Below are 12,934 nucleotides of genomic sequence, written 5' to 3'. Positions count from 1 at the left end.
TACTAGACTGAGGGTGCTAAAGCAGCAGTTACAGCATTTCACTCGCAGTCGCATTTCAATCATTTATTTTCTACTCCTTACCTTTTCTCGCCCTCTATTTCGAGTATTCGCTGTTTTACCGTCTGGCTAAGAAACTAGATGCACTTTCCAGTCAAGCGTAATTCATGTGTTATCGTGTAATGTTTCATCATCATTTTAACGAACAGCCTTATTATTTTATGTCCTAAAAGCAATGAAGCTGGCAAGACGAAGCAAAAAGCCTGCAAAGTAGATAACACCACGATGATCCTACTCGTGCATTCTCTACGATACAGGCATTTTTATTTATACAGAATCTCTTGATATCTATTGATAAAATAACATCATCAACCATGCTGTCTACGTACCTAGCTATCCCGCCTACATATAACTTTGAATGATTGTCTAACAGATCTATTTATTTATGCAGTATATCACGATCTGTTTACGCCTCTTATGCTCCAAGACGAAGCAAAAACATTTCCAAGCCCAGCACCTTATCGATGGCTCCCGTCTTCATCTGGTAATCCAAGCGTGCCAGATGCGCAAGAATCGAGCGTAGCTTTGTTGCCTCGAATCGGCGTGCTTGCTCGCCGGCAATTTTAACTGCATACGGATGCAGACTTAGCTGTGAAGCGATCTGCTGCTGGGAATAGTTCTGACCTGCCAGCTCCTTCACCTGTAGCATAATACGGAATTGCCTGGCGATGAGCGCTGCAATTTTGATCGGTTCCTCGCGCTGCTTGAGCAGATCGTAAAAGATCGTTAGGGCTTTTTCTAATCGTACTGCCGCAATCTGTTCGACCAGAATGAATACATTTTGTTCGGTGCTGCGTGCAACGAGCTTTTCAACATCCTGCTCTGTGATTGTACCGCCACGTCCGGCATGCAGACAGAGCTTATCCATCTCTGCGGATAAAATGCCCAGCGTCGTACCTGCCGCCTGTACAAGCGCCTCTGCTGCCGATTTGGAGCACTCACATTCCTGCTTTTTGGCATGACGAATCAGCCATGCTAACAGCTCATCTGCATTCATCGGCTGGAAAGGAAGTAGACAGGCTTTATTTTTTAGTGCCTTTACAACCTTCTTCCGCTCGTCCAGCTTCTCCGCATTGACCCAGAATAATAAAATGGAATAATCGACCGGTTCCTCCATATAACGTAGCAGTGCTTCTGTACGATGCTCGATTTTCCCATTATCCTTACCTGCTGCCAGTACAGAGGAATCGCGGATAATAATGACCTTACGTGGCACCATAAACGGAATCTCTTCTGCATCTTCCAGCACTGTCTCCAGCGGCGTCTCCGACAAATCGTAACGCGCAAGGGCAAAGTCGCGATGCTCCGGTTCGATCAGATGTTGAATCGCAAAGTCGACAAATTCATTAATTCTGTATTTTTCTGCGCCATAGCATACATAGATCGGCGCGGGATTGTTATTTTGAATCTCCTTACTGGCTGCTTTTAAATCCATACCGTGTTCCTCCTGACTTCAATATATTCATTGTAACGGAAAATAGAGAAGCCGAACAGTAGCGCAACGAACAGCAGAGGACTTCCTAAGTGAGTTCACTCAGAAAGTCCTCTGCTTCAGCAATTCGCTGTATTTTGTTGGATGAACCGGATGCCAGAAACACACAGTCACTGGTGCTGCTCTGTTGCTCTGGCTTCAAACACGTTCATTCGTTTCCATACCGTTACAGGTTCCCTGGAACACCTAAGCACTGCGAAGCTTAGTTGCCCACTGTAATCTTGTACGTTTTATTAATGCCATTTTCGTTCACTTGATACGTAAATTCCTTGCCGTCGTCAGACCATTTGCCAGCGATCCACGTTCCCTTTAACGGGATAGAAGATACGACACTACGACCATTAACGTTATCGGCAGCAATACTATCCAGACGAAGCGTGTTGTTCGTTGTCAGAACTACAGTGTAATCCTGAGACGGTGATTTCCATTCCTGCTCTGTCTTCGCCGAGTTCACACTTGCTGAGCCAGCGCCTGTACTATTCGTACCCGTCGAGCCTGGAGTGGATGGTGAATCCGTTGATGGTGTGCCTGTTCCAGAAGCTGGTGGTGTAGTTTCCGGTGCAAGCTGATTCGATTGACCTTCTGGCGGTGCCAGTGTCGCAGAATCGGTAGAGCCAGTTGCTATACCTGAATCTGTAGATTCAGGGTTATTTGTACCGGATTCCGATTGCTGTGTAGTCAACGAGCGTGCTTTGTCTGAACCATCCGTACCCGAGTTGGCAGCAGAAGATCCTGTATCTGTCTGCTTCTCTGGAGTAGTACCCGCTGTATTTCCCTTGTCTGTAGTAGACTTGCCGCTATCCGTCGTTGATGGAACACCGCCACGATTACCCGAAGCTGGTGCTTGCTGCTTAGTATCACTACTGTTCGACTCACTTTTCGGAGGAGTCGTCTTCGTACTGTTCTCCTGCTGCTGATTCGATTTGGTGCTATCAGTGCTAGGAGTATCTGTCGATTTGTTTCCGTCAGAAGGCTCATTGGATGAACTTTCTGCGTCCGTTGCATTGGACGGGTCTTTTTTGGTATCCTGCGACTTGCCGGTAGGGTCCGAAGCTTTAGGTGAAGAACTTTGTTCAGGATTCGTAGTTGGGCTATCTTTTTGACCGATGCTGCCTGTCTCGTTATAACGATAAGGCGAAACTTCCGGCCCTGCGTCAGTAAGCGTCTTAGGCTCATAGCTGGCGATGGAAATACCGAGCACAACACCTGCTGCGACGATCCCCCCGATCGTGCGCACAGGCAGTCGATCACGCCAGTTACCACGCTGACGGCGACGTTCAGCCACTTCATCAACCTCAGGCTTCTGCCGCTCCATGATGCCGATCTCAGCTGCACTATCCGTACGGCGCTGAGCATCCAGCTCATCCAGCTGAGGCAAGATGGCATCGACAAGGCTGTATCTCGGCTTTACATCCGGCAGCTTTTCCAGACGCAGCGATAATGCGGTCATGATGCGAAAAGTTTCGGCTGCATCCGGGTGCTCATCCATATAGCGGAACAACTCCTTGGTATCTTCTCCATTCAAGTCCCCGTCCAAATAGCGGCTCATCCATTCTTCCGCTACTTCACGTTTCATCCAATCAATCCTCCTTTCTCATAGTCTGCTAGCAGACTTTGTAGTTGTTGGCGGGCGCGAAATAAATACGATTTGACTGTGTTTAAAGGTAAATCCAGGCAGTCCGCGATTTCATTGTAGGAAAGATCCTGAATATAGCGCAGTACAATCACGGTGCGATGGTGCTCAGGTAGCTGGTTAATAGCCTCCCTTACATCACTGGAGGTATATGCCCGCATCACCTCGTGCTCCACATCATCGTGACCTTCAAACACCATCTCGTGCTCCTCAATCGAAACCGTCGGTTTATTGCGACGGAATTTATCAATACAGATGTTCGTAACGATCCGCTGCACCCAGGTCTTAAATTGAGCTTTTTCTTCGTAGGAACCAATTTTGGTATAGATGCGAATTAACGCTTCCTGAGCCGCATCCAGAGCATCTTGTTCATTGTTCAAAATGTAGTAAGCTGTTTTGTACACATGATGTTCTATCTCTCTTAATAGGGTGATTAGAGCATCTCGGTCTCCCTCTTGGGCGGCCTTGATGAGTCCCTGCTCCACCACGGAGGATCCCCCTCTCCTTACAACTTCTAGACGCAAGACACGTCCCGATTGTTGCAGTGTTTGTTAAATTAATTTCATTTTGTTGCTTAAATTCGGAAAGTGCAGTAAAAAGCTTTACAAACACTTACCCTATGTAGAAATCATACGAATCCGGGATGCTTTTGGACTACTCTGCGGGCGACATCGAGCCGGATCATATGCGAAAACAACTCATAGCTGTACTTAGGATACCAAAATCCGCGGTATCCGTCATCTTCTGGCTCGCTTGCTTCTATTATACGCACGCGTTATGTGGTTGTTTTGTATATTGTTATCGATTCATATCCGATATTGAACTATATTCATGACCTGGTTTCCATGTCCGTATTCATCTTACACACTATCGATATCGTGTATTGCTATAGGGATACGTTTATTACGGTAAACATACTTTTATCGCTATAAACACATTTTGTAAAATTGCAATTGAGTACGCACACAACAAAACAAAATACGTGCAATAAAATAAGGTAAATCGAAAAATTTATTGAGCTGGCATCTTTCCCTCAAGCATAGAGCGCACACTCATATGTCCTGAAGCATCAATACGAATCTGAATCTCGCCTTGCTGATCTGTGCGTGCAATTGTTGAGTGTACAGCAGCTAGACGATCCAGTACCTCCTGCTTGGGATGACCATAGCGATTATTCACACCTGCTGAGATCACAGATAGCTGTGGCTTCCAATAGGTAAGCCACTCGGCTGAAGTAGAAGTTTTGCTGCCATGATGTCCAACTTTTAATACATCGATCGGCATTGCTAAGGTGGGCAGCTGTAATTCATTTAAGATCGATTGCTCCTCAGTTGTATCAGCATCTCCAGTGAATAGCATATGACTTCCATTCAACGTAAGCATAAATACTAGCGAGTACAGATTCTGGTTCTCACGCACAGGTAATGGAGCAGCTAACATAGCTTGCTGCTGAGTCATAGTAGCCGCTCCATTACCTTTTGTTATCGCTGTAGGACTCGTCCATGCTGCCGATTGCGAAGAGGACGCAGCCGGTGCTAAAAAGTCGAGACGGGTGGCTGAATCTGGCTGCATGCTCATCCCTGCTACAGGCGCGTACATCGGAATCTTTTTGTCTAATAGCAGCCGAATCATCTCATCCCGTTGGTGATTGTCTGGCATCGTTCCATTGAATAAAAATTGACGCACAGGTATCGACTCGATAACGGCTTGCAGTCCACCTACATGATCCTGATCCCAGTGCGTGGCGATCACCGCATCAAGCTCGTGTACTCCGCGCTTTTTCAGCAAAGGCACAAGTAGCTTATTGCCCACTTCATATGGTTGCTTACGATGCCGCCATTCCTGACCCGATTGCTGAAAATTCACTGTCCCACCGCCATCCACCAAAATATGCTTGCCTGCTGGTGTCGTGATCAGAATACTATCACCTTGTCCGATATCTAGAAACTGTACTATCCCGTCTCTGCCATAATGCGGTGAATAATACCAGCTCCCCAGTAATAGAATAATCCCTATTAACATCACAGGCAGCAATACTAATCGATGCCGCGTCCAACCGATCCGCCAATGCAATCCACGTCTAATATATAATTTCCAAAATGAGATCGCTGGCTGATCCGACGGCATCTGAGTCATATGAGCAGTGGTAGAAAGAGACTGGAATGTAGCAGTACGCAGGCTTTTGGATGGAGAAGCATACATCGGATCATCCCTATGCTGTTCCAACCATTGCTGTATATCTCGCATCCATCGCAGTGCCGCATATAACAAACCATAATAGCTGAGCATCAACCAAAGACCGGGCGATGCCCAGATTGTGAACATGCCTGGCAGTGCATCCAATAGATCGACTAACCAGAAGCAACATGTATTGAGCCATGACACACAGCTTCCCAGCCATACACCAGCAGGTAGCCACACATAACTCAGAACAAGCGCTAACGACCCGATGGGTAGAACCAGTAAGCCTGATACCGGCACAAGCAGAAAGTTAGCGAGAAAAGACAGCAAAGAAAACTGATTAAAATAATAAATCGTCAATGGAAACGAAATAAACTGCGCTACCAGCGTCATCGCAATAGCTGAACGAATACGAGCAGGTAGCTTTACAAGTAATGCACTTAGTAGTGGGACATAAATAATCAGCCCAGCCGTTACAGCAAAGGATAACTGAAAGCTCACATCCAGCAAATAATATGGCTCATACACAAGCATCATCCAGCCCACCAGGCATAAAATATGTAATCCATCCTTTAACAGCCCACGACTTGCCAGATATAACCCAATCATGCCCATTAATCCGGCACGAATGGCAGACGGAGAAGCCCCTGTTAATAGGACATAGAATGGCAATACTATCATGACGATTAGACATGCACTTTCCTTCGTTAGCCCAATTCTTCGCAGTAACCATAACAACAGCCCGACATAGATCGCAATATGCAAACCAGAGATTGCTAAAATATGAGTCAAGCCAAGTCGTGAAAAGGCGGCAAATGACTCGGGATCAATATCATCGGTATCTCCAATGAGCAGACCCTTCATATAGCCTTGATCTGCTGTCCAAAAGATTTGTGCGATCTGCTCGCCTAACTGCTTGCGTACATGATCATTCCAGCTTAGTAGCATCCCTTTTGTCTTCGACCATAGTGACAAGGATAACTCCTCTGCGCGTAACGAATCGGCTCCACCTGCTTCCAGCATCCAGTGAATATGCTGCTTACGCAAATATTGCGCATAATCGAACGTCCCAAAGTTACGCGCTACTCCCGGCTCTTTCCAGCTTCCCTTTACAGCAATCTGGTCTCCACGCTGCCATGCATACACTCGCTGGAGTTCTTCTTTGTGTGCTAGCTTGAGTTGAATCATAACCATTTCGCGCTCAGGTAAACTAATGGATGCTTCGCTATGATCGAGTGAATGGGTCGTAGCGTCTTCCGCTACTGCCGATTCAAATGGCTGTAATCGATACACCTCTAACGGAAAGCGAACCCGATCTCCATCGATATCGATATGACCTGCAATTACACCTGTGGCTTCTATTTGCTGCCCGATCAGATCAGCGTTAGACTCATAAAGAATAGTGGGAAGCTGACTGATATTGCGTGCATCGTTCCAATGCCAGTAGGCAGCTGCGAGGATAAAAACCGCCATAACAAGAAGTATAGCGCGCATCTTAATGGCAGGCGTTCCAGTAAAAGAAGCTTTTCGTTGAGTACGCATCGCTAACCATATCGTCGTTATACCTAATCCGGTCAAAATGATCAGTCCCCACCAGACCAACCAGAATGTGCTGCCTGGCAATAAAGCTGCACAGGCATTGCCTGCCATCCATGCTATACATAGAACAACAAGTGGACGTGTTTGCATCATCGTCATAATGGTACACTCGCTGAGGTGAAGTTATCCTTTTCGATTCGATATATACTGTGCATTGTGAATGTGTTCCTTTCCATTTGTCCGTATTGAGTGTTGTAATCAAGTGGCTTTTCTCGGCATTGCCATTGAATCGTCATTCATTGCGATTCGTTGTAATTCGTTAGGAATACATGAGCAGTTCGAATGTTCAAGCTAAACTTATATGGGACAGGTGTGGTTCCTTTATGATTACACCAGAAGGAATAGGCGATATTAGCCTCCAGTTTGGATAGGTATACATATGAGTTTGTCAGCAGACAGGCAAGAAAAATAAAAAAACCGTCATTTCTGCGCAATCGGTGCCTCGTAGCACACGAATAGCATATTGAAATAACGGTTCTTCCATTATTGATATCGTTCATATACAGTTCAGCTTTATATCATCTAAGCCTTCATTACGGAATCTCATATGCAACTGTCTCGCGTGGCGGCTCGTATGCTTGTAGCTGACGGAAAATGATTCCCTTTTGTCCCATCATCTCATGTACCTTATCCGTATCTTTCAGATAGCTACGATGATAAACGATCTCCACCACACCACTATTGGCAAGCATATTCGCACATGTCCAGCAGGGCTCGTCTGTCACATAGACGGTAGAGCCCTCGCGATCAGCACGATCGGTAAATAATAGCAGGTTCTGTTCAGCGTGAATGGTACGGATACAGCGCTGCTTTTTCACCATTGTTTCTACGCCATCGACACGTACAATCTCCACTGCTTCCGAGATCATACAGCCTGCTTCGGAGCAGTCGGGTACACCCATCGGCGCACCATTATAGGCTGTACCAAGCAGCTTTTTGCCCTGCACCAGTACAGCGCCCACATGCCTTCTTGGGCAACGTGAACGAGTAGATACCATATGTGCGATATCCATAAAATAAGTGTCCCAATCTTTGCGCAATTTTGCTTCCCCCCTGGTAATTACAGCTTTACATATGGCAGCATTTTGGTAAGCATCTTACTGCCAATCCCCTTTACACGATCCAATTCATTCACATCCCGGAATGGACCATGGGTACGTCGATAATCGATAATTGCCTGTGCCTTTTTCTCACCGATGCCTGGTAGCTCGGTCAGTTCTGCAAGCCCTGCATTATTGATGCTAATCCTGCCATCCTGAACCTGCGAGGCACGAGACTCGCTAGTAATCGTTGTATGGGCCATATCAGCCGACGGATTGGTGGCTGACCTATGTTCATTATGATCTATCATATCACCATTAGCGGCTTCCTGGTTAGTTAAGCTTGGATTGCTCGTCAGTTGATCTGTAGCTGATGCAGATGTGGTATTTGGATTGGCTTCTGTTGTTAGTACTTCAGCGTTTTCCTTTACACCTGATGCAGTGCCCGTACTGGATCCCGCTTGTCCTTGTAATGAAATGTCCTGACTATTTTCTGTTTGTTTACTTCCTGTGAAGTCTACCGCTGTCTGATCTGTAGCCAATTTAGAAGTATCCGTTTGCTTGCTATGTAGATTGTTCTGCGTGGCGGCTTCATTTTCCTGCACGGATTCCTGTACTGATAAGGCGGCGCGATCATTCCACGACTGCCACTGTGCTTCCTTCTCTGGTGCACTAACTAGCCCTGCGATGATCAATCCAGCTCCAAGTGCTGCTAATACTGCCATACTTACTACGATGCCTCGTTTCATACTTTAACCTCCTATGTAATTAGAAATAAATTATCCTTTCCATGCTAAACATAATGAATGGGCTTCTATGCTTCTATCCTGTAGCGATGTGAATATGCTCCTCTAGACAAAACAACGCCCCGACCATCATTAGATAGTCGGAGCGTCAAGTGGTGCTTTCACTTTAGCGTGCTTTATTTATGCGATTATGAAGAATCGTAAAAAAGGAATACCTGTTACAGTACCTTTGAAATGAAGCTTTATTCCTCTAAATTCACTTTAACCTTTAGTTCGCAACGATGTTTACCAGCTTACCTGGTACGGCAACGACCTTACGAACCGTTTTACCTTCGATTGCTTTTTGTACCGTTTCCAGTGACAATGCAAACTCTTCCAACGCTTTGGCATCCATATCTTTAGCCACGTTAGCACGCTGTACGATTTTGCCTGTAATTTGAATAACGATCTCGACTTCGGATTCTGTTGTCCACGCTTCGTCATGCGTTGGCCACTCTTGATACGTAATACCGCCTTCGTGACCGAGACGTGCCCACAGCTCTTCTGCAATATGCGGTGCCAGTGGAGACAACAACTGAACAAAGTTCTCCATCGCCTGACGCGGCAGCTCTTCTGCCTTGTACGCGTCGTTAGTAAAGATCATAAGCTGGCTGATCGCTGTATTGAAGCGCAATGCGTCCATATCTTCGCTGACTTTTTTGATCGTTTTGTGCCATGTGCGTTTGAACGCATCATCGCCACCATTGTCGACAATTTTCGGATTCAGGCTACCGTCTTCGCTAACGAACAGACGCCATACACGTCCAAGGAAGCGGTACATCCCTTCCACGCCATTTTCATTCCATGGCTTGGTCGCCTCCAATGGGCCCATGAACATTTCATACAGACGCAGTGTATCTGCACCATATTCATTGACGATATCATCCGGGTTGATGACGTTACCGCGAGATTTACTCATTTTCTCATTGTTTGTACCGAGGATCATACCCTGGTTGACCAGCTTGTGGAATGGCTCCTTCGTATGCACTACACCGATATCGTACAACACTTTGTGCCAGAAGCGAGCATACAGCAAGTGAAGCACCGCGTGCTCTGCACCACCGATATACAGATCGACAGGCAGCCAGTAGTCCAGCTTCTCTTTAGAGCACAGCTCCTGATCGTTCTTCGGATCGATATAGCGTAGGTAATACCAGCAGCTACCCGCCCATTGTGGCATCGTGTTCGTCTCACGACGTGCCTTCATACCGGTTTCTGGATCGATGGTGTTCACCCAGTCGGTTGCGTTAGCCAGTGGTGATTCACCTGTACCGGAAGGCTTAATTTCGTCCAGATCAGGCAACAGTAATGGCAGGCTTTCTTCTGGAACAGGCTTGATTGTGCCGTCTTCCAGATGCAAAATTGGAATCGGCTCGCCCCAGTAACGCTGACGGCTGAACAGCCAGTCGCGCAGACGATAGGTCGTTTTGCCTTCGCCTTTACCTTGCTGCTCCAGCCATTCGATAATAGCTGGAATCGCTTGCTCAGTCGTCATGCCATCCAGCATACCGGAATTCACATGCTTGCCTTCGCCAGTATAAGCTTCCTTCGTCACATCGCCGCCTTCAACCACTTCGATGATCGGCAACTCGAACTTCTGTGCAAACTCCCAGTCACGTGTATCATGACCCGGAACCGCCATAATTGCGCCTGTACCATAGGCAGCCAGTACATAGTCAGCGATCCAGATTGGCAGCTTCTCGCCGTTCACCGGATTGATCGCATAGGCGCCTGTGAATACCCCTGTTTTATCTTTGTTCAGATCGGTACGCTCCAGATCGCTCTTGTGCGAAGCTTTCTCCTGATATGCCTTAATCGCTTCCTGCTGATCTGCTGTTACAATTTTCTCAACCAGCGCATGCTCAGGTGCCAGTACGCAGTATGTCGCACCGAACAATGTGTCTGGACGTGTAGTGAACACACGAATCTGCTCGTCACTGCCTTCGATATCAAAGGTCACTTCTGCACCTGTCGATTTGCCGATCCAGTTGCGCTGCATATCCTTGATGCTTTCTGCCCAATCCAGCTCTTCCAGATCATCCAGCAGGCGATCTGCATATTCGGTAATTTTCAGCATCCATTGACGCATTGGACGACGGATAACCGGGTGTCCACCACGCTCACTTTTGCCATCGATGACTTCTTCGTTTGCCAGTACGGTACCCAGTGCAGGGCACCAGTTCACTGGGATTTCCGCGATGTAAGCCAGACCTTTTTTGTACAATTGCAGGAAAATCCACTGTGTCCATTTATAATAATCCGGGTCTGTCGTGCTAATCTCACGATCCCAATCATAGGAGAAGCCGAGGGATTTGATCTGACGACGGAAGTTGTCGACATTTTGCTGAGTAAAGTCACGTGGGTGACCACCCTTATCAATCGCATATTGCTCGGCCGGCAGACCGAATGCGTCCCAGCCCATTGGATGCAGCACGTTGAAGCCCTTCATCCGTTTGTAACGGGAAACGATATCCGTAGCCGTGTAGCCCTCTGGATGACCTACGTGCAGACCTGCGCCTGAAGGATACGGGAACATATCGAGTGCATAAAACTTGGGCTTACTCGTCTCGTCCTCGGTTTTGAATGTTTTGTTCTCATCCCAATAGCCTTGCCACTTGGGTTCAATCTCCTGCGGGCGATAGCCCTGCGGAGCTGCATGATTATCTGTTGTCATACATGTTCCTCCTTCAAATTAATGTAAGTATGGTCGTTACGGCGACCCTGAATACCGTATACGCACGGTGCGTAAGCCATAAAAAAGCCCCTCATCCCCAGCGTATAAAATCGCTAGGGACGAGAGGCTGTTCTCGCGGTACCACCCTAGTTAGCGAACAGGTATGCTTCACCATTCACTCACTTAGTTTGCCTGATAACGGCAGGAAGCCGATGCGGTTCAGATGGACTGCATGCCTGCATAAGTATACAGCATGCGTATCGTCATTCTTGCCACATATCTCCAAGGCGAGTTCGTACCCGTATCATATCGGCTTTCACCACCCGCCGACTCTCTATCAATGCTTACTGGTACTACTATTCCTTTTCACTGAGTATTACGTATGTCCAGACATGGCTTGCCCGGTTGTAACAATGTTTTTATTGTAAAAAAGTTAACGATTAAAGTCAATGGAAGAAATGTGACTAGATTGCTTTCTAGCTTATTCGGATACCTCTACGTCCCCAGAGCTTGTATCGATCTTCAAATGATACTTTGCTTCGCCCTGCCCTTTTGTACCTAGAGTGCTACCATCCGAGCGATCCTGAAGCTGCATGCCGTCAATATCGATATCCGGCGTGCCAGAGCTACTATTCGATTCAATCTGCAAGGCGTTGGTATCACCGGTCAGCTTCGCATCCACATCGCCACTGGATGTAGTTAGTTGAACATCAGGCGCTAGCTTACTCTGAACATAACGAATATCGCCGGAGGACGTCTGCATTTGAGCTTGCTGTCCATCCAGCTGCTCCGAGTCGATATCCCCACTTGTCGTTTCCCATGTGGCGTGATTGATCGTGTTCGTGCGAGCAGTAATATCGCCACTGCTTGAGCTTACTGTGGCTTGATCGCTAATCTGTAAGCCATTCAGATGCTGATCACCCGAGCTGGATTGTACATCCAGTGTGCGGGCCTTCAGATCGCTTAGTGTAATGTCGCCTGACGATGTTTTAACGGTCAGTTGATCCCAATCCTTTTGTGGAACGGTAACCTTTAAGGTAGTGCCCTCATCCCACATTTGAAAATTAAAAAGGCTACTTGCCCCATTCAGATTAATCCGAGCCGTCTGTCCATCCTGTACAACATCAAATGTATATCCGTTCTTAGAGCCGTCTCCATCCAGCAAAGCCACAATCTGATCCTGATCACCAGGCACAACCTCAATATCGTCTGCTGTCGTCTCGATGTCCAGATTGGTAATTCCTGTAGCAGATAATGCCTTTTGTCCCTCAGCCTGTGCTTCTGCATGACCTGAGCCTGATAAACGATTATAGGCTAATACCGCAATGAACATCATGACCGCAACCATAATCGTGAGTGACGCATATTTGTTGAGCTTCAACGTTAGTCATCCCCTTTTCAGTGTGTGCTTCTCGCACACGATTCGGCGGAACTGTACATCTCATTCACCTGACGGTCATGCCTATTCCATTA

Annotated in this window: 8 protein-coding genes and 1 other annotated feature; all 8 genes read right to left on the bottom strand. The window is 47.0% G+C overall.

What is annotated here, in order from left to right:
• Window positions 1-472: 472 nt before the first annotated feature.
• The gene (gene holA, locus IEX62_RS14880; RefSeq protein ID WP_188776321.1) at window positions 473-1,492 is read right to left on the bottom strand and encodes a DNA polymerase III subunit delta; all 1,020 of its coding nucleotides are present in this window, start codon (window positions 1,490-1,492) and stop codon (window positions 473-475) included.
• Window positions 1,493-1,751: 259 nt separating this feature from the next.
• Entirely contained in the window at window positions 1,752-3,125 is a 1,374-nt protein-coding gene (locus IEX62_RS14875) for a hypothetical protein (protein WP_188776320.1), read from the bottom strand.
• The gene (locus IEX62_RS14870; protein WP_188776319.1) at window positions 3,122-3,670 is read right to left on the bottom strand and encodes an RNA polymerase sigma factor; all 549 of its coding nucleotides are present in this window, start codon (window positions 3,668-3,670) and stop codon (window positions 3,122-3,124) included. The genes IEX62_RS14875 and IEX62_RS14870 overlap by 4 nt, the downstream gene beginning before the upstream one ends.
• 523 nt (window positions 3,671-4,193) lie before the next feature.
• Window positions 4,194-7,061, bottom strand: coding sequence for a ComEC/Rec2 family competence protein (locus IEX62_RS14865; protein ID WP_188776318.1), 2,868 nt, complete (start codon window positions 7,059-7,061; stop codon window positions 4,194-4,196).
• A gap of 434 nt (window positions 7,062-7,495) precedes the next feature.
• Window positions 7,496-8,002: a deoxycytidylate deaminase gene (locus tag IEX62_RS14860; protein WP_188776317.1), complete on the bottom strand. Its 507-nt coding sequence runs from the start codon at window positions 8,000-8,002 to the stop codon at window positions 7,496-7,498.
• Window positions 8,003-8,022: 20 nt separating this feature from the next.
• Entirely contained in the window at window positions 8,023-8,751 is a 729-nt protein-coding gene (locus tag IEX62_RS23820; protein ID WP_229685815.1) for a helix-hairpin-helix domain-containing protein, read from the bottom strand.
• Between the two features lie 265 nt (window positions 8,752-9,016).
• A complete protein-coding gene (gene leuS / locus IEX62_RS14850) occupies window positions 9,017-11,461 on the bottom strand; it encodes a leucine--tRNA ligase (protein ID WP_188776316.1) in 2,445 nt (814 codons plus the stop codon).
• A 112-nt stretch (window positions 11,462-11,573) separates the two neighbouring features.
• Window positions 11,574-11,840 (bottom strand) — a binding site (T-box leader).
• A gap of 102 nt (window positions 11,841-11,942) precedes the next feature.
• Window positions 11,943-12,842, bottom strand: a complete 900-nt coding sequence (locus IEX62_RS14845) for a DUF4097 family beta strand repeat-containing protein (protein WP_188776315.1) — start codon at window positions 12,840-12,842, stop codon at window positions 11,943-11,945.
• Between the last annotated feature and the right edge of the window lie 92 nt (window positions 12,843-12,934).

The sequence above is a fragment of the Paenibacillus hunanensis genome (genome assembly GCF_014645615.1).
Taxonomy (GTDB): domain Bacteria; phylum Bacillota; class Bacilli; order Paenibacillales; family Paenibacillaceae; genus Saccharibacillus; species Saccharibacillus hunanensis.
The sequence above is the reverse complement of the archived record's forward strand: the minus strand, read 5'-3'. Positions and strand labels throughout refer to the sequence as shown.

Coding starts and splice junctions, on each gene's coding strand:
- leuS (WP_188776316.1), bottom strand. CDS start 11,461: ATGACAACAGATAATCATGCAGCTCCGCAGGGCTATCGCCCGCAGGAG.
- IEX62_RS23820 (WP_229685815.1), bottom strand. CDS start 8,751: ATGAAACGAGGCATCGTAGTAAGTATGGCAGTATTAGCAGCACTTGGA.
- holA (WP_188776321.1), bottom strand. CDS start 1,492: ATGGATTTAAAAGCAGCCAGTAAGGAGATTCAAAATAACAATCCCGCG.
- IEX62_RS14865 (WP_188776318.1), bottom strand. CDS start 7,061: ATGACGATGATGCAAACACGTCCACTTGTTGTTCTATGTATAGCATGG.
- IEX62_RS14875 (WP_188776320.1), bottom strand. CDS start 3,125: ATGAAACGTGAAGTAGCGGAAGAATGGATGAGCCGCTATTTGGACGGG.